The following is an 18,142-nucleotide window of genomic DNA, read 5'->3' as shown; positions in this document are numbered from 1 at the left end:
GCTACTTGGCAGGCAGCAGTGCCACAAGATCCGGGACCTGCTCGATGAGCCCGCGGTCCAGCGAGATCTCGGCAATCTTCTCAATGGAAGCCTCATTCACCTCGGTGTAGAAGCGGGGCATCGTGAGCTTCTCAATCACGTCCGGTTCCAGCGAGGTGTAGTCGGGAAGAACCGCCTTGGCCTTATCCGGGTTCTCATCGGCGAACTTCTGCGAGGCAATCATGGCCCGGGCAAACTTGGCCGCCGTTTCGGGATTCTCCTCGATGTACTCATCCGAGGTGAAGTAGACGGCGACGGTCAGGTCATCGACCGGCTCGGCGTAGTTGGAGAAGACCGGAACGTTTCCGTCGGCCTCGGAGATGGTCACGAAGGGTTCGACCGCCGCCATCGCATCGACGTTGCCGGCAGCGAGCTGTGCCGCCATGTCGGGGAAGCCCATCTCCACGAATTGAACCTTCGTGTAGTCTCCGCCGGCCAGCTTCACGGCCTCGCTGATGGTGGAGTCGGAAATGTTGTTCAGGGTGTTCACGGCGACCTTCTTTCCCACCAGGTCCTTGATGTCCTTGATGCCGCTGTCCGGCTTGGTCATCACCGCGGCAAAGTCCGCCTTGGTGTCGCCGGTGGAGCTGCCCCCGGGTGCCACCATCTTCAGCGGCAGGTTCTTTGAACGGGCCACGATCATGGAGGTGACGTTCGAGAAGCCGAAGTCCATCTGCTTGCTCGTGATGGCCGGGACGATGGCCGCTCCGCCTTGGGCCAGGGTCAGCTTGACGTCTAGGCCTTCCTTTTCAAAGAGCCCCTCCTTGACGCCAAGATAGATCGGGGCAACGTCGACGATCGGGATCACGCCAACCTCGATCTGTTCCAGCGCGGTGGCCGCACCACTGACGGTCGCCGCCCCCGTGGACGATTCGGCCGGGCCGCTCGACGGCGATCCGCTGCCGCAGGCGGCCAGGCTCAATGCCGCAAGCAGGGCCAGGGCCCCCTTGATCTTGTTCATGCTGGTCTCCAGGATTCTCGGGGGTCTCCCCGAACGACGAGTGATGTACGTCGCATACTACCTATTTTGATAGTGATTTGGGGAGAGTTTGGAACTAATCTTTTGCTCCTCGCCAACTTGTGGACCCTCACCTCGATCACCGTCGGGCGGGCGCGGCCTGATTTTCGCGTGAATAGCTATCGACTTAGTGAGTTGGGTGGCTTAGGGTCAGGGTAGCGGCCGGTAGGCTGCGCCTTCGAGTTCCAGGGCGGACCCCGTCGTTGCGGGCACCGCTCCCCCAAGGAAAGGAAGCCTTCTCGCATGTCACCCAAGAACCTACAAGACGTCATGGATGCCGCCGGAAACACCGTCGAGCTGTTGCGCAATTCCCAGCTCGGTGCCTACGTCTACCCGGTCGTGGCCCCGGAATTCTCCAACTGGCGCAGTGAACAGCGCGCGTGGCGGGAGTCCGCAGTGCTCTACGACCAGACGCACCACATGGACAACCTCTTCATCAAGGGCCCGGACGCCCTGAAGCTCATCTCGGACACCGCGATCAACAGCGTCGCCTCCTTCCCGGTCAACCGGGCCAAGCAATACGTGCCCACGACCCCCTCCGGACACGTCATCGGCGACGGCATCCTCTTCCACGAGGCGCAGGACGACTACGTCTATGTGGGCCGGGCGCCGGCCGCCAACTGGCTGCTCTTCCAGGCGGAAACCGGCGGGTACGACGTGCAGATCGAGGTGGACCGCCGCTCCCCCTCGCGCCCCATGGGCAAGCCGGTGCAACGCAAGTACTGGCGTTTCCAGATCCAGGGGCCGCAGGCCTGGAACATCATCGAAAAACTGAATGGGGAGCCGCTGGAACAACAGCGCTTCTTTACCATGGGCACGATGTCCATCGCCGGACAGCAGGTGCGCACCCTGCGCCACGGCATGGCAGGGGCACCCGGGTTGGAAATCTGGGGTCCGTACGATTCCTACGATGTGATCCGCGAGGCCGTCTTGGATGCGGGGGCCGAATTCGGAATGGTTCCCGTCGGAGCCCGGGCGTATCCCTCCAACACCCTGGAATCCGGTTGGATTCCTTCCCCGCTGCCGGGGATCTACACCGGCGAGGAGCTGCGCGGCTACCGCGAATGGTTGGGCGCGGACAGCTACGAGGCGCTCAATGCCGTGGCGGGCAGCTTCGTTTCACCGAATATCGAGGACTATTACCACACGCCCTGGGAGCTCGGATACGGGTCCTTCGTGAAATTCGACCACGACTTCATCGGCCGCGAGGCACTGGAGAAGATCGATCCGGCCACCCAGCGCAAGAAGGTCACCCTGGCCTGGAACGCGGAGGACCTGGGCGCCATCCTGACCTCCATGCTCGACCCGGACGCCCTCCCCTACAAGTACTTCGACCTGCCGCTGGCCAACTACGGATCCTCGAACTACGACCGCGTCATCGATGCCGACGGCAAGACCGTGGGCCTGTCCATGTTCACCGGCTACAGCTCCAATGAGCGCCGCGGCCTGTCCCTGGCCGTGGTCGATCCGGATGTTCCGGAGGGCACCGAGCTGCGGGTGGTCTGGGGCGAGCCCGACGGCGGGACGAAGAAGACCACCGTCGAGGAGCACCGCCAGTTCGAGGCCCGCGTGGTGGTCAGCCCGGTGCCGTACTCGAACGTGGCCCGGGCCGAATACCAGGGCGGATGGCGCACCTCCTACGGGAAGTAGGCCGGTTACGGACGCAGGGCCGCCGGCTCCCTCGGGAGTCGGCGGCCCTGCGTCGTTGGTCGACCAAGGCGCTACTTGGCGGTCATGGTGATGGCTTCCTCGGGGCGGTGCCCCGCCTTGGCCTTCTGGATCTCCGCATACACGTGGTGGCGCAGCTCGGTGAAGCGCGGCAGCGACCGGGTCTCCAGCTGGTCCCGCTCGGCCGGAAGGTCGATCACGATGTCCTCCTGCACGATCGTCGGGGAGGAGGACAGGATGATCACACGCTCCCCCAGGTAGATCGACTCGTCGATGTCGTGGGTGACGAACAGGACCGTGACGCCCAGCTTCTTCCAGACACTGCGGATCAGGTCCTCCAGGTCCGCACGGGTCTGCGCGTCCACCGCGGCGAAGGGCTCGTCCATCAACAGCACCTCGGGCTGGTAGGCCACGGCGCGGGCGATCGCCACGCGCTGCTGCATGCCGCCGGAGAGCTGCCACGGGTAGGACTTGGGCACGTGCGCCAGGCCCACCGCCTCCAGCGCCTCTGCCACCAGGCGCTTGCGCTCCTCCCGGGGAACACCGGCGTTCTTCAGCGGCAGCTCGACGTTCTCCGCGACGCGCAGCCACGGGAACAGGGAGCGCCCGTATTCCTGGAACACGACCGCCATCTTCTTCGGCGGCCCGGTGACCTTTTGCCCGTCCAGGAGCACCTCCCCGGCGGTGGTGCCCAACAGCCCGGCGATGCACTTGAGCAGCGTCGTCTTGCCCGAGCCCGAGGGACCGACCAGGCAGACCAGCTCGCCGCGGCCCAAATCAAAGGTCAGGTTCCGCACCGCCTCGATGTCCCCGGCATCGGTGTGGTAGACCTTCTTCAGTCCGCGGACCGACAGCAGTGCCTGCCCCTCGGGCAGGGTCCGCCCGCCTTGGTGGGACGTGGGATTGTTAGACAGCATTTTCAACCTCTTTCAGGCCGTGGTACCAGCGCAGCACGCGCCGCTGGACCCATTGGAATATGAAGGACAGGGCCACGCCGATCAGTCCCAGCACCACGATGCCGGACCACATTTCCGGGACCGCGAAGGACCGCTGGAACTGCACGATGGTGAAGCCCAGCCCGGAGGACGAGGCAAACATCTCGGAGATGACCATCAGGATCAACCCAATGGACAGCGCCTGGCGCACCCCGGCCATGATGGTCGGGGTCGCCGAAGGCAGGATCTGGTAGCGGATCCGGGAGAACCCGGTGATCCCGTAGGACCGCGAGGTCTCGTTCTGCACCGGGTCGATGGAACGCACGCCCTCGATGGTGTTCAACAGCACCGGCCAGACGCAGCCGGAGATGATCACGGCGATCTTCATCCCGTCGTTGATGCCCACCAGCAGCATCAGCACCGGCACCAGCACCGGCGGCGGCAGCGCCCGGAAAAACTCGAACACCGGCTCGGTCACCGCACGCAGCGTGCGGTTCAGGCCCACGGCCAGCCCCAGCACAATGCCCAGCACGATCGCGGCCAGCACGCCGACGAGAAGGCGCATGATGCTGGGCAGCACGTCGGTGAGCATCCGCTCCCCGAACCAGGTCTCCACGAACGTCGTCAGAAGCTTCGCCGGGGTGGGCACGAAGAAGTTCGGCTCCCCGGAGGTGGCCAGCCACCACCAGGCCAACAGGATCAGCGGCAACCCCAACAGGTAGCCGAAGGATTTCAGGGTTTTCATACCGTCGCCTCCCCGCGAACCGACGGGTGCCAGGACAGGACCCGCTTCTCCACCACACGCGTCACCGCGTTGATGCCCACTCCCAGGAACCCGGTGGCCAGGATCAACGCATACATCCCGGAAATCGCGCCGCCGGACTGGGCCAAGGCAATCTCCTTGCCCAGACCCGGGGACCCGATCAGCAACTCCGCGGTGATCGCCAGGATCAGCGCCACCGAGGCGGCCAACCGGATACCCGTCATCAGGTACGGCAGCATCGTGGGGAACACAACGTCCCGCACCCGCTGCGCGTAGGAGAAGCCGTAGGACCGCGCGGTCTGCATGGCCACGTTGTCCACGTCCGCCACCCCGTAAAGCACCTGGATCAGCACCTGCCAGAAGCAGGCATAGACGATCAACAGCAGCGAGGACTCGATCTTGATGCCAAAGAGCAACACCGCCAGCGGGATCAGCGCCACCGACGGGATCGGACGCAAAAACTCGATGCTCGAGTTGGTGAAGCGCCGCAAAAACGGGGACATCCCGATCACCAAGCCCAACACCAGCGCGGCCACCACCGCAATCGCCAACCCGATCGCCCAGGCGGCCATGGTGTCACCCACGGCCACCCAGAACGCCGTCAAACCCAGGTCCGTCACCAGCGCCGCAATGACCTCGGAAGCCGGCGGCAGGTACTTCGCCTGCACCACTCCCAGGGCCGGCATCAACTCCCAGAACCCCAGGAACACCACGATGCCCACCAGACCCAACACCCACTTCGGCAGACCCTTGGACGGCACGCGGGAGGCCTTGGCCTTCACCGCGGCGCGCGTCGATGGTTCGGTCGTTTGGGTCATGGCAACAGGGTCTCGAGGTCAACGGGCTTGGAAATGGCCCCGAATTCCCGGGTCGCATCGCCGAGCTTCTGTGCTGCGTCCTTGTTGATGTCCACGCGGTAGCGCGGCAGCACCAGCTTGGCGCGGGTTTCCTCGTCGATCTTGGTGTAGGTGCCCACGATGTCGCGGACCTCCTGCGGGTTCTCGTTCGCGTATTCCAGCGACTTGTTCATGGCGCGCTGGAATTTGGCCGTCAGCTCGGGTTCGGCGGCGACCTTGTCCGTGGAGGTGAAGTAGCCGGCGATGTCCAGTTCCGGATCGAAGTCGGAGAAGTTGTTGCTCACGACCCGCGCGCCGTCGCCCTTGGCCTGGACCAGGAAGGGATCGAGGATCCAGGCGGCATCCACGATGCCGTTTTCCAGGGCCGCCGGGGCCTCGGGGAACGGAACCTCGACGAAGTCAACGGTGCTCGGGTCCCCGCCGTCGTCCTTGACGACCTGCGAAACGGTGATGTCTCCGATGTTGGAAAGGTTGTTCACCGAGACCTTCTTGCCTGCCAGGTCCTTCGGACTCTTGATGGGCGAGTCCTTCGGGACCACCACGGCACCGAAGTCCCCGTCCTCGTTCCCGGAAGTGGTCACGCCGTTGGCAACGACCTTCATGCTCAGGCCCTTGTCGTTGGCGACCATGAGCGAGACGTAGTTGGAGAAGGCGAAGTCATAACTTCCGGATTGTATCCCCGGCACGATGGCCGAGCCGCCGGTGGCGGTCTGGATGTCCAGGTCCAGGCCCTCGGCTTCGAAGAAGCCCTTGGAGTCACCCAAGAAGATCGGCGCGGTGTCCACGATCGGGATGACTCCGACGGTGATTTTCTCCAGGCCGGCTCCGCCATCCGCGGCCGTGGAGGCGGTCTGGCCGCTGGGCGACCCCGAACCGCAGGCGCCCAGGGCCAGGATCCCCAGTGCGGCCATTGCGAGTGTAAGTTTGTTTCTCATGAATCCTCATCGTGCCTTGACGGTGGGTGCGGCGGGATGCCCCGCCATGGATCGTTGGGCGTGCGGCGCGGGAGTGCCCTCCGCGCCGCACGCTGGTTGCTGCATGCCGCGCCCCGGGGCGCGGCCGCTACTTGATGGTCATGGCCTCGACGTCCGGGGCCTTGGAGAGGAATTCGAGCTTGGCTGCGAGTTCGGCGAGCTTGGCCAGCTGATCGCTGGGCACGACGCCGTCCCAGGTTTCCATCTTCAGGTTTTCGGCCACCTTGGCGTCCATCTTCATGAATTCCGGCAACATGGCCTTGGCGCCGGCCTGGTCGTCCTCGGCCGCTGCCAAGGTTTCGGTCATTGCGGCCTTGAAGTCGGCGACGACCTCGGGGTTTTCCTGGGCGTACTTGCCGCTGGTGAAGCTGACCATGGTCGGCAAGCCCGGGATGGCCTTCTGGTTCGGGTAGCCAAGCAGTTCGTTGTCCGGGTTGGCCAGGGCCTTGGACAGGAACGGCTCCGGGAGCCAGACGGCGTCCATATTGCCGCGGTCGAGCTGGGCTTCCATGTCCGGGAACGGCATCTCCGAGAATTTCAGGGCGCCCGCGTCCCCGCCGTCGATCGTGGCTGATTCCATGATGGTCAGGTCCCCTTGCGTCTTCAGTGCATTAACCGAGGTGGTCTTGCCTGCCAGGCCGGCAAAGTCCTTGATCCCCGAGTCGGCGCGCACGACCACGCCGTTGATGTCATCGCCCTCGGCCTTGGAATCCGAGTAGCCGGAGACGATTTTCATGTCCAGGCCCTTGTCCACGGCGGTCAGCACGGAGAGCGGGTTGCCGACGGCAAAGTTCAGGTCCCCGGTGGAGACAGCGGGCAGCATCGCGGCACCGGCCGAACTGGTCGTGAATTCCACGTCCAGCCCGTGCTTTTCGAAAATCCCCTTGTCGATTCCGTACTTCACCGCCACGGACGGAGCGATGGGCAAGACCCCGACGACCACCTTCGTCAACGCGCCGTCGCCCGAGGCGCCCGCCGACTCGCTGTCGGACGCGGCCGAGCCGGAAAGCGAGCCCTGGCCGCAACCGGTCAGCGCCAGCGCGGCAATCGATGCGCCTGCGATGAGCGTGGAAAGACGCTTCTTCATGAGTTCTCCTTGCTAGTCCGGGGGCCAAGAAACCCCGGCTTCATTTGCGATGTGTGACCCTCGCCACAGGCCATATCTACAACCTAAACCAAACCATTGAGGAAATCAATAATTGTTCATTGAATGCTCTGGTCGGCCTTGGCACATGGGCTGCGGGACCAGTGCCAGCGGGCAGGAAGGCAGGTGGCCGTTCACCCCGCAGCCGGGAAACGCCGGAGGCGGGGGAAGACACGCTTGTGTCTTCCCCCGCCTCCGTAGTCTTGCCCCGGGCTCAGGCCAGGGTGCTCTTGCGGTGGTTCTCGCGCAGGTCGGTCTTGCGGATCTTTCCGCTGGCCGTGCGCGGCAGGTCCGCAACGACCTCGATGGTGCGCGGGATCTTGTAACGGGCCAGCTTCCCGTCGAGGTGGGCGGCGATGTCCTCGCGCGTGACGTGCTGTCCCTCCACGGGAACGATGACCGCATGCACGGCCTCGCCCCATTTCTCGTCCGGAACGCCGATCACCGCCACGGAGGCCACCGCGGGCAATTCCATGATGGCCTGCTCGACCTGGGCCGGGTAGACGTTTTCCCCGCCGGAAATGATCATGTCCTTCAGACGGTCCGCGATGAAGAGGAAACCCTGGTCGTCCAGGTACCCCATGTCGCCGGACTTGAACCACATCCCGTCCTGGAAGGAGGACGCCGTGGCGTCCTCCCGGTTCCAGTAGCCGGGGATCACGTTGGGGCCCTCGATCAGGATTTCCCCGACCTCGTGGGCTGGAAGGTCCTCCCCCAGGGCGTCGACGACGCGGATGCCGGTGAAGAAGTGCGCAAGCCCGGCCGATCCGGCCTTTTCGCGGGAGTACTCGGGTTGCAGCGACGTGGCGCCCGGGGCTGTTTCGGTCATGCCGTAGCCCCCGGAAAAGGACAACCCGCGGGCCTCGTAGGCCTCAAGCACCCGCATCGGGACGGCGGATCCGCCGCAGGTGAGCATGCAGATCGAGGAAAGGTCGGTGGCTTCCCACGCGGGGTGCTCGGCGAGCATTTGGTAGGTGGTCGGCACCCCGGAGAGCGCGGTGACGCCGTGGCGCTCGATGGCCGCCAGCACCGCCGAGGGCTCGAAGCGGTCCTGCAGGACCAGGGTTCCGCCCTTGAGCAGGGTGGGCAGCGCGCCCATCCCCAGGGAAGCGACGTGGAACATCGGTGCGATCATCAACGCCACCTGGGTACTGGTGACGTCGTAGTCGACCAGCACGTTCAGCGAATTCCACGTCATGTTCCCGTGGGTCAGGATCGCGCCCTTGGGGTTCCCGGTGGTGCCGGAGGTGTAGAGGATGATGGCGGTGTCCTCAAGCGAGACCGGCTCGTCCCGGTGTTCCGCCGAAGCCGAGCGGATGGCCGCCTCGTAGGACCCCACGGCCTCGGGGTTCTCCTCCACGACGAGCCGCGCGGCGACGGGGGCGATCTCGGTGGCCGCCACGGCCAGGGACTCCAACTGGCGGGCGTTGACCAGCAGGCTGGTTCCGGAATCCTGCAGGGCAAAGGCCACCTCGCGCGGTGCCAGCCTGGTGTTGACCGGAACAAATATCGCGCCGAGGCTGCCGCAGGCAAAGAGCGTCTCGAGGAAGGCGGGATGGTTGTTGCCCAGGTAGGCCACGCGGTCCCCGCGCCCGATCCCCGCACCCGCGAGCGCGTTGGCCAGCCTGTCGATGCGCTCGGCCAGCTCTTCGTAGCGCAGCGTCACCGCGCCGTCAATGACGGCCGCTTGTCCGTGCGACTTCACGCGGCGTTTGTGGATCCAGCTTCCAAGTCCTTGGTTCAACATGAGCGTTTCTCCTTCCATCCACCGCTGTTTCGATGGCGCTGCCGAGGTGTGTTCAAGTGTGGGGGCTGTGCAATTTCGGGCACAAGGGGGGACGGCGCCCCAGGTGGGCGCGGGGCTTCCCACGCCCACCTGGGTCAGCCGCACCGGGCCAGCCGCCGCGCGGCGTGCCCGGAACGACGGTTATGCGTAGAAGCGGTAGATGCCGCGGGACACCACGGCCGGCTTCGGGGCGCCCTCGACCTCGACGACCTGGTCGACGGCGATCTGGTAGCCGCCCTTGACCTCTTCAACCTCGGAAATCTGAGCCTTCATGCGGATCTGTGCACCGACGGGCACCGGCGAGGGGAAGCGGACCTTGTCCAGGCCGTAGTTCACGCGGGTGGAGACCCCGGTGACGTCGAAGAGCTCGGACCAGAAGGCGATCTGCAGGCTCAGGGACAGGTAACCGTGGGCGATCGGTCCGCCGAAGGGTCCGTCCTTGGCCTTTTTCGGGTCGGTGTGGATCCACTGGTGGTCATCGGTCGCGTCGGCGAACGTGTTGACCTGGTCCTGGGTGACGGTGCGGAAGTCGCTGTAGCCCAGGTCGGTGCCGGCCGCGGTTGCGAGCTGCTCGTACGAAAGAACTGTCTGGCCCATGATAGGTACTCCTCTTAATGATGTGGTTGGTATTGACGTGTTTGGAAAAAGACCTGGTGGTGCCGGGACCTTCCTTAGCGGAAGGCCCCGATGCCGGTGATGGCCCGGCCGAGGATCAACGCGTTAATATCGTCGGTGCCCTCGTAGGAATAGATGGCCTCGGCGTCGGCGTGGAAGCGGGCGACATCGTAGTCCAGCACGATGCCGTTGCCCCCGCAGACCTCCCGCGCCAGAGCGGCGGTCTCGCGCAGCATGCGCGCGGTGAACATCTTGGCCATGGCCGAGTTCTCGTCCTTGTAGATGCCTTCGTCCTGGGCCTGGGTCAGGCTGGTGACCATGGCCAGGGAGGCTGTCACGTTGGTGAGCATCGTGGCAAGCTTTTCCTGGATCAATTGGAAGGACGCCAGCGGCTTGCCGAACTGGTGGCGTTCGGTGACGTACTTCAGCGCCGCCTCGTAGGCGCCGGCCGCCGCGCCTGCGGCGATCCAGGCGACGTCCGAGCGCATGTTGCGCAGGCAGGCCGCGACGTCGGCGAAGGAGTTGATGTTCGCCAGCCGCGCCGTCTCCGGAACCGTGACGTCAACCAACTCGATGTCGGCGTTCTGCATGATCCGCAGGCTGGTCTTGCGCTCGATCTTGCTCAGCTTCACGCCCGGCGCGTCGGTGGGAACCAGGAAGCACTTGACCTTTCCGTCCGCGGTGTCGCGGGCGAAGACGGCCAGCACGTCCGCCTGGGCCGCTCCGCCGATCCAGCGCTTGGCTCCGTTGATCACCCAGTGCCCTCCCCGGCCGTCGTCGGTGAATGTGGCGGTGGTGGCCAGGCCCCCGGCGATATCCGATCCGTGGTCCGGTTCGGTGAGCGCGAAGACGCCCTTGTATTCGTAGGAGGCGATGCGCGGATCCAGCTCCGCGGCCTGCTCCGGACTGCCGCCCAGGTTCACCGTGGTGCGGAACAGCCCGGACTGGGCGTTGTAGAAGGTGACCACCGAGGCGTCCACCCGGGCCAGCTCGAAGTTCCTAAAGCCCCCGAAGAGGCCGCGAACCTGTTCGCCGGCGGCCAGCACCTCGGCCGGGCGCATCATGTCCAGCTCGATCAGCGGGGCGACGATGGATTCGGGGAATTCCCCGCGCTCCCAATGATCGGCGAGCACCGGACGCACGTGCGTATCGAGCACGGCCCGCAGGCGCAGCAGCGCCGCGCGTTCGGCGTCGGACAGCAGCCGGGCGAAGCCGTACTGGTCGCTGGGGTAGAAATCGGTCATGACTTGCCCAGTCCCAGCACCCGCACCGCGTTCTCCTTCAAGATCAGCGGGCGCACCTCCTCCTTCAACGGCAGCTCGGCGAAGGCTCCGAGCCACTTCGCCGGGGTGATCAGCGGGTAGTCGGTGCCGAAGAGCACCTTGGTCGAAAGCACGTTGTTGCTCATCTTCACCAGCGATGCCGGGAAGTACTTCGGGCTCCAGCCCGAAAGGTCGATGAACACGTTCGCCTTGTGCGTGGCGATCGAGTTTGCCTCGTCCTGCCACGGCACCGAGGGGTGGGCCATGATGATGGTCAGCCCCGGGAAGTCCGCGGCCACGTCGTCGAGCAGCAGCGGGTTGGAGTAGCGCAGCTTGATGCCTCGCCCGCCGGGAAGCCCGGCGCCCATGCCGTTCTGACCGGTGTGGAAGATGCACGGCAGCCCCAGTTCCTGGAGCACCTCCCACAGCGGGTAGAACTCCTGGGAGGAGGGGTCAAATCCCTGCAGCGAGGGATGGAACTTGAAGCCGCGCACCCCGAGCTCGTCCGCCTGGCGGCGCGCCTCGGTGATCGCGGCCGGGCCGGTGAGCGGGTCGACGGAGCCGAAGGGGATCAGCACGTCGTTGTTGCGCGCGGCCCCGGCCACCAGGTCGTCAATGGAGTTCGGCTCGTGGCCCAGCGCGGTGCGCGCGTCGACGGTGAACAGCACCGCCGCCATCTTCGCCTCGCGGTACACCTGCGCGATGCGATCCACCGAAGGGGTGCGTTCCTCGGACTTGAAGTACGCGGCCGAGGCCTCGAAGAGGTCCTCCGGCATGGCCTTGTGCCCGCAATCGTCGACCTCGAGATGCACATGCATGTCGATTGCGGTGATCGCCTCAAGGTCGATCCTGGATTCGTAGCGAACGCTCATCGTGGTGCGGGTGCTTTCTACTTGGCGGCCGGTTCGGGCTGCAGCTCGGCCGGCAGCTCGGGGAACGTCTCGCCGACCGACTGCAGGTTATCGGAGAACGGGAAGCGTTCGCGCAAGGCGGCGTAATCCCAGCCGCCGTCGTTGAATTCCGAGGCGATGGCCTCGGGGTGGCTCCACAGCTGCAGGCGGTCTCCGCCGGCGCCGATGGCCTGTCCGGTGATCTGTCCGGCTTCCTCGGAAGCCAGGAAGGCGATGAGACCGGCAACGTCGTCGGCGGTGCCGAAGCCCAGTTCCTTGCGGAAGAAGTCCGGCATGGCTTCGCCGCGCTCGTCGGCCTCCACGGCCTTGGCGAAGAACGGAACGGTCTTGGTCATGGCGGTGGCGGCCACCGGGATGACGGCGTTGACGGTGACCCCGGCGCGCTTCATTTCCATGGCCCAGGTGCGGACCATGCCCACGATGCCGGCCTTGGCGGCGGCGTAGTTGGTCTGGCCGAAGTTCCCGCGCTGGCCGGTGGGCGAGCCGATGGTGATGATGCGACCGGCGATGTTGTTTTCCTTGAAGTAGCCGTAGGTCTCGCGGACGCAGGTGAAGGTGCCGCGCAGGTGCACGTTGATGACCGTATCGAAGTCCTCGTCGGTCATCTTCAGGATCGACTTGTCGCGCAGCACGCCGGCATTGGTCACCAGGATGTCCAGGCGTCCGAAGTTTTCCACGGCGGAGGCCACGAGCGCCTTGGCGGTTTCGGTGGACCCGACCGGCGCCACCACGGAGACGGCCTTGCCGCCCGCCGCGTTGATCGAGGCTACGGCCTCGGTGGCCACATCTGCATCGACGTCGTTGATGACCACTGCGGCACCCTGGCGGGCCAGTTCCTGTGCGTAGCTCAGGCCGAGTCCGCGGCCGCTGCCGGTGACGATTGCAACTTTTCCAGCCAGTGACATGTCTGCTCCTTCAAGGGTAGTTATTGCCCCCGCCGACCCTGTCGTGGGAACCTTGCTATATACATAACAACTTAAACTCTTGATAAAGTCAACGATTAAGTTTCTTATCAATCCCGAGGGGCAGCAGCATGGCGACCAAGCCGGGCACCACCATGAACACCATTGACCGATTCCTGGCCAGCGAACTGGCGGGAGACATCGAGTTCCTCACCGCCCGCACCCGCTCACTGGGATCGGCACGCGCCAACAGGCTCCTGGCCCCACTGGGGCTAAAGGTCCGCTCCTACTCGGTGCTCTCGCTGGCCTGCAGCGGGCTGGCACCCACGCAGCGCGAACTGGCGGAATTCCTTTCGCTGGATCCGAGCCAGATCGTGCCGCTGGTGGACGCGTTGGAGGGCGAGGGGCTGGTCGAGCGGACCGCCGACCCCAACGACCGCCGCTCGAAGGTCATCACCGGGACGAAGGCCGGCGAGCAGCTTTACAAGAAGGCACGGACGGCCACGGCCGAAGGTGAAGCCATTGCCATGGCGATGCTGAGCAAGCCCGAACAAGAGACCCTGCGCGAACTGCTCTCGCGCATTGCCTTCCGTGATTAGACCGAGTCCCCCGGCAACGCCCGCGTTGCCCCGCACCACTGCGCAACGAAGGAACCACCCGCCCCTCCGCAGCACCGTTTGGTCTCGACAGCCTCCTTCGGATTTGGAATTTGCGACGATATCAACCTCGGATCACCGCATATGAGGCATTATTGAACCATGCCGAAAATTCGAGTCTCCGAAGCAGCCCGCTTCCTCGGTGTCAGCGACGACACCATTCGCCGCTGGACCGACAACGGAACCCTTACCGCGCATAAGGACGATTCCGGTCGCGTGGCCGTGGACGGACTCGAGCTTGCCCAACTGGCACGCAGCCAGGCCCAGCTCCCCGATGACCAGTCGCTGGTTGGGTCCTCGGCCCGCAATAGGTTCGTCGGATTGGTCACCGGCATCACCATGGATACCGTCATGGCCCAGGTCGAGCTGCAATGCGGCCCGTTTCGCGTCGTGTCCCTGATGAGCAGCGAAGCCGCCCGCGAACTGGGACTCGAGCTGGGATCGATCGCCACGGCAGTGGTCAAGGCGACCACCGTCATCATCGAATCCCCGCAGGGAAAGACGGCGACATGAGCGTCCGCCGCAGGATCGGCGCTGCAATCGTCCTCGCCTTGGCATGGGTCCTGGGACTGGCCGGATGCGCATCCCCCGCCCAGCCACCACCGGCCGGCGCGGGCCCGAGCGGGGAAATCACCGTATTTGCCGCGGCCTCGCTGAAGGCCCCGTTTACCGAGATCGCGGAAGGATTCGAGGCGAAACACCCGGGCACGGCGATCGGGCTGAACTTCGCCGGGTCCTCCGACCTGGTCACCCAAATCACCGCAGGGGCACCCGCCGATGTGTTCGCGTCGGCCGACCCAAGCAACATGGACAAGCTTTCCGCGGCGGGTCTCGTCGACGGCGCGCCCACAACCTTCGCCACCAATACCCTGGCCATCGCGGTCCCACCGGACAACCCGGCCTCGATCGCCACGTTTTCCGACCTTGCAACTCCGGGGGTGAAGGTCGTCATCTGTGCGCCGCAGGTGCCGTGCGGTGCAGCAACCAAGAGCGTCGAGGATGCCGCAATGACAACGCTCACTCCGGTCAGTGAGGAATCCTCCGTCACCGACGTATTGGGCAAGGTGACCAGCGGTGAGGCGGATGCCGGGCTGGTCTATGTCACTGACGTCTTGGCGGCCGGCGACAAGGTCAAGGGAATCAAGTTCCCCGAATCCAAAACGGCGGTCAACGCCTACCCGATAGCCGGTGTCGCCACCAGCGCCAACAAGGATCTGGCCAACTCGTTCATCTCCGCCGTGACCGGCCCCGAGGGCAGGAAGGTCCTGGCCGATGCCGGCTTCGGAAAGCCGTAGGGCCCCGGTGTTTCGCCGCAGCGGCACCGGGTACTCCGCCGTTCCCCCGTGGATTTACGTCCTCGCCTGTGCGGGAGCATTGTTTGTGCTGCTCCCGCTGCTGGCGATGCTCGCCAGGGTTGATTGGCCCCAGTTCATTCCCCTCATCACCTCCGAATCCTCGCTGAGCGCGCTGGGGTTGAGCCTGCGCACCTCGGCGGCCAGCACCATGCTGTGCATCCTCTTGGGCGTTCCGCTGGCGCTGGTCCTGGCCCGTGGAAGCTTCCCGGGCCAGCGCGTGCTGCGGGCCTTCGTGCTCCTGCCACTGGTGCTGCCGCCGGTGGTGGGCGGCATCGCCCTGCTCTACACCTTCGGGCGCCAGGGCCTGCTGGGCCGCAGTCTTGAGATTGCGGGAATCCAGATCGCGTTCTCCACTACAGCGGTCATTCTGGCCCAGACCTTTGTTGCCCTGCCGTTCCTGGTCGTCAGCCTCGAGGGCGCGCTGCGCACCGCCGGGGGAAAGTACGAAGCCGTTGCAGCAACTCTGGGCGCACGGCCGACCACGGTGCTGCGTCGGGTGAGCCTGCCGCTGGTGCTGCCCGGCTTGACCTCCGGGGCGGTCCTCTCCTTTGCACGCAGCCTCGGCGAGTTCGGGGCAACGTTGACCTTTGCCGGTTCCCTGCAGGGTGTCACGCGGACCCTGCCCCTGGAGATCTACCTGCAGCGCGAGACCGATGCCGATGCGGCAGTGGCCCTGTCCCTGGTCCTGGTTGCAGTGGCCGTCATCGTGGTGGCCCTGTCCTATGGCGGGCACCGCACGAAGAAGGCCATGCCGGGGGCGGCACGGTGACGATCCGTTTTGAAGCCACGCTCACCGCACGGCATTTCGACGTCTCCCTGGATCTGGCCCGGGGCGAGACCCTGGCGGTCTTGGGACCGAACGGGGCCGGCAAGTCGACGTTGCTCTCGATCATGGCCGGGTTGCTGCGCCCGGATTCCGGAACGGCGTCCATCGGCGAGCGCACGCTCTTTGACCTCGATTCCGCGCGCCCGCAATGGTTGGCGCCGCACGCGAGGGGCACCGCGTTGCTTGCGCAGGAACCCCTGCTCTTTCCGCACCTGAGCGTTCTCGAGAACGTCGCGTTCGGTCCGCGGAGCAAGGGCACCGGAGCGGCCAAATCCAGGGTGGCGGCCCGTCGGTGGCTCGAAGCCACGGACACTCAGACCCTGGCCGCACGGAAGCCCGGCGAACTGTCCGGCGGGCAGGCGCAGCGGGTCGCTGTCGCCCGGGCGCTGGCAGCGGGACCCGACCTGCTGTTGCTCGACGAGCCCATGGCGGCCCTGGACATCCACGCCGCGCCCCTGATGCGCCGGTTGCTCAAACACGTCCTCGCCGAGCGCAGTGCCATCATCATCACCCACGACATCCTCGATGCGCTGATGCTGGCGGACAAGGTCGTCATCTTGGAGAACGGACGGATCACCGAAAGCGGTCCAACCCGGGACGTACTGGGAAGGCCGCGATCCCGCTTCGCCGCCGGGCTCGCCGGGCTGAACCTTGTCACCGGCACCGCCCACGGGGATGGAATCGACACGGCCTTCGGGCGGATCTTCGGCACCCGTGAAACCGAGCTGATCCCCGGCGAGACGGCGGCCGCGGCATTCCCCGCCTCCGCCGTCTCGGTGTACCTGGATCCGCCACACGGAAGCCCGCGCAACATGCTCGAGGCAACCGTGACGGACCTGGAGCCGCACGGCGACGCCATCCGGGTGCGCGCGGGTGACCTGGCCGCCGACATCACCCCGGCGGCGCTGGCGGACCTGGGGCTGGTGCCCGGAACCCTCGCCTACTTCGTGCTCAAGGCCACCGCCGTCACCATTTACGCGGCCTGATCTGCCTTTCCGTCTTTGCGGGGACGCCGGGAGACGCGGCAGATAATTCTCATTCAATGAGATGGTCGTGGCCGTTTGGTGTCCGCGCCCACAGACTGGATGCAGATACCCCACAAACCCAGATCGCTGCCGGGCGCACACCACACGACGACGTGCCGCTGCCACCCGCCGATCCGCCGCACCAAAGGAACGCGATCCCCCCATGGCAACAGCGCGCACCATTCTCAAGACCCAGGTCGGCATCGTCGGCGGCGGCCCCGCCGGCCTGATGCTTTCGCACCTGCTCGCCAAGACCGGCATCGAGAACATCGTCGTGGAGGCCCGGGACCACGAGACCATCCGCAACACCCACCGCGCCGGGATCCTGGAGTCCCAGGCCGTGAAGATGCTGGTGGACTCCGGTGTCGAGGGACGCGTGCTCACCCACGGGGACGAGCACGCCGGGATCGACCTGCGCTTCAACGGCGAATCCCACCCGCTGAACTTCCGCGACCTGGTCGACGCCACCGTCACCCTCTACGCGCAGAACGAGGTCTTCGTCGACCTCGCCGCCGCACGCAAGCGCGATGCAGGGGACGTGCGCTACTCCAGTGAGGTCACCGAGCTGTTGGACCTGGAAACCGACACCCCCAAGTTCCGCTTCACCGACGAGACGGGTGCCGAGTTCGAGGTGCACTGCGACGTGCTGGTCGGCGCGGACGGCTCGCGCTCCTTCTGCCGTCGGCAGATGCCCGACACCAACCGCAAGGACTTCAAGGTCGAGTACCCCTTCGCCTGGTTCGGGATCCTCACCGAGGCACCCAAGTCCGCCCCCGAACTCATCTACGCCAACTCCCCGCACGGCTTCGCGCTGATCTCCCAGCGGTCCGAGACCGTCCAGCGCATGTACTTCCAGTGCGACCCGAACGAGAACGTCGATGACTGGTCGCAGGACCGCATCTGGAACGAGCTGCAGCGCCGCGTCGACGGACCCGACGGCTTCACCCTGAAGACCGGGAACATCTTCGACAAGACCGTGCTGAAGTTCCGCTCGTTCGTGCGCGAACCGCTCTCCCACGGCCGGATGTTCCTCATCGGCGATGCCGGGCACACCGTCCCGCCCACCGGCGCCAAAGGCCTGAACCTCGCGTTCGCCGACGTCAAGGTGCTCTTCGAGGCCCTCGACTCCTTCTACGCCACCCGGAACGAGTCCTTGCTGCACGGCTACTCGGACAAGGCTCTCAAACGCGTGTGGAAGGCGCAGAACTTCTCCTACTGGATGACCTCGATGCTGCACACCCCGGTGGACGCCGACCCGTTCATGGCCAAGCGCGCCCTGGGCGAGCTCGACACCGTCACCTCCTCGCGCTACGGACAGCAATACCTGGCCGAGTCCTACACCGGCTGGCCGCACGCCTAGCCCCGCCCCCGTTCACCCCCTTCACCACATCCGCACGCCCCACCGA

General features: G+C 65.6%; 18 protein-coding genes. 7 read left to right on the top strand and 11 right to left on the bottom strand.

Annotated elements, in window-relative coordinates; translation table 11 throughout:
• Position 1: 1 nt before the first annotated feature.
• Positions 2–1,000 (bottom strand): ABC transporter substrate-binding protein, encoded by a 999-nt coding sequence (locus OIU93_RS03335; protein ID WP_264268663.1) that lies wholly within the window; start codon positions 998–1,000, stop codon positions 2–4.
• 300 nt (positions 1,001–1,300) lie between these two features.
• Here OIU93_RS03335 and OIU93_RS03330 point away from each other — a divergent pair, with 300 nt between their 5' ends.
• Positions 1,301–2,707, top strand: coding sequence for an aminomethyl transferase family protein (locus OIU93_RS03330; protein ID WP_264268662.1), 1,407 nt, complete (start codon positions 1,301–1,303; stop codon positions 2,705–2,707).
• A 71-nt stretch (positions 2,708–2,778) separates the two neighbouring features.
• Here the strand turns inward: OIU93_RS03330 and OIU93_RS03325 are convergent, their stop codons facing one another.
• From OIU93_RS03325 to OIU93_RS03280, 10 genes are all read right to left on the bottom strand, one after another.
• Positions 2,779–3,642: an ABC transporter ATP-binding protein gene (locus OIU93_RS03325; protein ID WP_264268661.1), complete on the bottom strand. Its 864-nt coding sequence runs from the start codon at positions 3,640–3,642 to the stop codon at positions 2,779–2,781.
• Positions 3,632–4,405: an ABC transporter permease gene (locus OIU93_RS03320; RefSeq protein WP_264268660.1), complete on the bottom strand. Its 774-nt coding sequence runs from the start codon at positions 4,403–4,405 to the stop codon at positions 3,632–3,634. Before OIU93_RS03320 ends, OIU93_RS03325 begins: the two co-directional genes overlap by 11 nt.
• Positions 4,402–5,241 (bottom strand): ABC transporter permease, encoded by an 840-nt coding sequence (locus OIU93_RS03315; protein WP_264268659.1) that lies wholly within the window; start codon positions 5,239–5,241, stop codon positions 4,402–4,404. The genes OIU93_RS03320 and OIU93_RS03315 overlap by 4 nt, the downstream gene beginning before the upstream one ends.
• Positions 5,238–6,215: an ABC transporter substrate-binding protein gene (locus tag OIU93_RS03310; protein ID WP_264268658.1), complete on the bottom strand. Its 978-nt coding sequence runs from the start codon at positions 6,213–6,215 to the stop codon at positions 5,238–5,240. The genes OIU93_RS03315 and OIU93_RS03310 overlap by 4 nt, the downstream gene beginning before the upstream one ends.
• 127 nt (positions 6,216–6,342) lie before the next feature.
• Positions 6,343–7,341 carry an ABC transporter substrate-binding protein gene (locus tag OIU93_RS03305; RefSeq protein ID WP_264268657.1) on the bottom strand — a complete coding sequence of 333 codons (999 nt, stop codon included), beginning with the start codon at positions 7,339–7,341 and terminating at the stop codon, positions 6,343–6,345.
• Between the two features lie 271 nt (positions 7,342–7,612).
• Complete coding sequence (locus tag OIU93_RS03300) at positions 7,613–9,145, bottom strand: long-chain fatty acid--CoA ligase (protein WP_264268656.1); 1,533 nt, start codon at positions 9,143–9,145, stop codon at positions 7,613–7,615.
• 180 nt (positions 9,146–9,325) lie between these two features.
• The gene (locus OIU93_RS03295) at positions 9,326–9,781 is read right to left on the bottom strand and encodes a MaoC family dehydratase (protein ID WP_264268655.1); all 456 of its coding nucleotides are present in this window, start codon (positions 9,779–9,781) and stop codon (positions 9,326–9,328) included.
• Positions 9,782–9,855: 74 nt separating this feature from the next.
• On the bottom strand, positions 9,856–11,043 hold the full coding sequence (locus OIU93_RS03290; protein WP_264268654.1) for an acyl-CoA dehydrogenase family protein: 1,188 nt from the start codon (positions 11,041–11,043) through the stop codon (positions 9,856–9,858).
• Complete coding sequence (locus OIU93_RS03285; RefSeq protein ID WP_264268653.1) at positions 11,040–11,933, bottom strand: amidohydrolase family protein; 894 nt, start codon at positions 11,931–11,933, stop codon at positions 11,040–11,042. Before OIU93_RS03285 ends, OIU93_RS03290 begins: the two co-directional genes overlap by 4 nt.
• A gap of 17 nt (positions 11,934–11,950) precedes the next feature.
• Positions 11,951–12,877: an SDR family NAD(P)-dependent oxidoreductase gene (locus tag OIU93_RS03280; RefSeq protein ID WP_264268652.1), complete on the bottom strand. Its 927-nt coding sequence runs from the start codon at positions 12,875–12,877 to the stop codon at positions 11,951–11,953.
• A gap of 128 nt (positions 12,878–13,005) precedes the next feature.
• On the opposite strand from OIU93_RS03280, the gene OIU93_RS03275 reads away from it, so the two are divergent.
• The 6 genes from OIU93_RS03275 to OIU93_RS03250 all read left to right on the top strand — a co-directional run bounded on the left by OIU93_RS03275 (position 13,006) and on the right by OIU93_RS03250 (position 18,096).
• Positions 13,006–13,473, top strand: a complete 468-nt coding sequence (locus OIU93_RS03275; RefSeq protein WP_264268651.1) for a MarR family winged helix-turn-helix transcriptional regulator — start codon at positions 13,006–13,008, stop codon at positions 13,471–13,473.
• A 159-nt stretch (positions 13,474–13,632) separates the two neighbouring features.
• The gene (locus tag OIU93_RS03270) at positions 13,633–14,043 is read left to right on the top strand and encodes a molybdopterin-binding protein (protein ID WP_264268650.1); all 411 of its coding nucleotides are present in this window, start codon (positions 13,633–13,635) and stop codon (positions 14,041–14,043) included.
• Complete coding sequence (modA, locus tag OIU93_RS03265) at positions 14,040–14,825, top strand: molybdate ABC transporter substrate-binding protein (protein WP_264268649.1); 786 nt, start codon at positions 14,040–14,042, stop codon at positions 14,823–14,825. The genes OIU93_RS03270 and modA overlap by 4 nt, the downstream gene beginning before the upstream one ends.
• Positions 14,803–15,654: an ABC transporter permease gene (locus OIU93_RS03260; RefSeq protein WP_264268648.1), complete on the top strand. Its 852-nt coding sequence runs from the start codon at positions 14,803–14,805 to the stop codon at positions 15,652–15,654. The genes modA and OIU93_RS03260 overlap by 23 nt, the downstream gene beginning before the upstream one ends.
• Entirely contained in the window at positions 15,651–16,697 is a 1,047-nt protein-coding gene (locus OIU93_RS03255) for a sulfate/molybdate ABC transporter ATP-binding protein (protein ID WP_264268647.1), read from the top strand. Before OIU93_RS03260 ends, OIU93_RS03255 begins: the two co-directional genes overlap by 4 nt.
• A gap of 202 nt (positions 16,698–16,899) precedes the next feature.
• On the top strand, positions 16,900–18,096 hold the full coding sequence (locus OIU93_RS03250) for a 4-hydroxybenzoate 3-monooxygenase (RefSeq protein ID WP_264268646.1): 1,197 nt from the start codon (positions 16,900–16,902) through the stop codon (positions 18,094–18,096).
• Positions 18,097–18,142: the final 46 nt, after the last annotated feature.

Origin of the sequence: Paeniglutamicibacter sp. ZC-3, assembly GCF_025847175.2 — a bacterium.
GTDB lineage: Bacteria > Actinomycetota > Actinomycetes > Actinomycetales > Micrococcaceae > Paeniglutamicibacter > Paeniglutamicibacter sulfureus.
Note: the sequence above shows the minus strand (reverse complement) of the source record. Positions and strands in the feature narration are given on the sequence as shown.

Excerpts from the sequence above, each read along its gene's own strand:
- OIU93_RS03335 (WP_264268663.1), bottom strand. The coding sequence starts at position 1,000 with ATGAACAAGATCAAGGGGGCCCTGGCCCTGCTTGCGGCATTGAGCCTG.
- OIU93_RS03330 (WP_264268662.1), top strand. The coding sequence starts at position 1,301 with ATGTCACCCAAGAACCTACAAGACGTCATGGATGCCGCCGGAAACACC.
- OIU93_RS03325 (WP_264268661.1), bottom strand. The coding sequence starts at position 3,642 with ATGCTGTCTAACAATCCCACGTCCCACCAAGGCGGGCGGACCCTGCCC.
- OIU93_RS03320 (WP_264268660.1), bottom strand. The coding sequence starts at position 4,405 with ATGAAAACCCTGAAATCCTTCGGCTACCTGTTGGGGTTGCCGCTGATC.
- OIU93_RS03315 (WP_264268659.1), bottom strand. The coding sequence starts at position 5,241 with ATGACCCAAACGACCGAACCATCGACGCGCGCCGCGGTGAAGGCCAAG.
- OIU93_RS03310 (WP_264268658.1), bottom strand. The coding sequence starts at position 6,215 with ATGAGAAACAAACTTACACTCGCAATGGCCGCACTGGGGATCCTGGCC.
- OIU93_RS03305 (WP_264268657.1), bottom strand. The coding sequence starts at position 7,341 with ATGAAGAAGCGTCTTTCCACGCTCATCGCAGGCGCATCGATTGCCGCG.
- OIU93_RS03300 (WP_264268656.1), bottom strand. The coding sequence starts at position 9,145 with ATGTTGAACCAAGGACTTGGAAGCTGGATCCACAAACGCCGCGTGAAG.
- OIU93_RS03295 (WP_264268655.1), bottom strand. The coding sequence starts at position 9,781 with ATGGGCCAGACAGTTCTTTCGTACGAGCAGCTCGCAACCGCGGCCGGC.
- OIU93_RS03290 (WP_264268654.1), bottom strand. The coding sequence starts at position 11,043 with ATGACCGATTTCTACCCCAGCGACCAGTACGGCTTCGCCCGGCTGCTG.
- OIU93_RS03285 (WP_264268653.1), bottom strand. The coding sequence starts at position 11,933 with ATGAGCGTTCGCTACGAATCCAGGATCGACCTTGAGGCGATCACCGCA.
- OIU93_RS03280 (WP_264268652.1), bottom strand. The coding sequence starts at position 12,877 with ATGTCACTGGCTGGAAAAGTTGCAATCGTCACCGGCAGCGGCCGCGGA.
- OIU93_RS03275 (WP_264268651.1), top strand. The coding sequence starts at position 13,006 with ATGGCGACCAAGCCGGGCACCACCATGAACACCATTGACCGATTCCTG.
- OIU93_RS03270 (WP_264268650.1), top strand. The coding sequence starts at position 13,633 with ATGCCGAAAATTCGAGTCTCCGAAGCAGCCCGCTTCCTCGGTGTCAGC.
- modA (WP_264268649.1), top strand. The coding sequence starts at position 14,040 with ATGAGCGTCCGCCGCAGGATCGGCGCTGCAATCGTCCTCGCCTTGGCA.
- OIU93_RS03260 (WP_264268648.1), top strand. The coding sequence starts at position 14,803 with ATGCCGGCTTCGGAAAGCCGTAGGGCCCCGGTGTTTCGCCGCAGCGGC.
- OIU93_RS03250 (WP_264268646.1), top strand. The coding sequence starts at position 16,900 with ATGGCAACAGCGCGCACCATTCTCAAGACCCAGGTCGGCATCGTCGGC.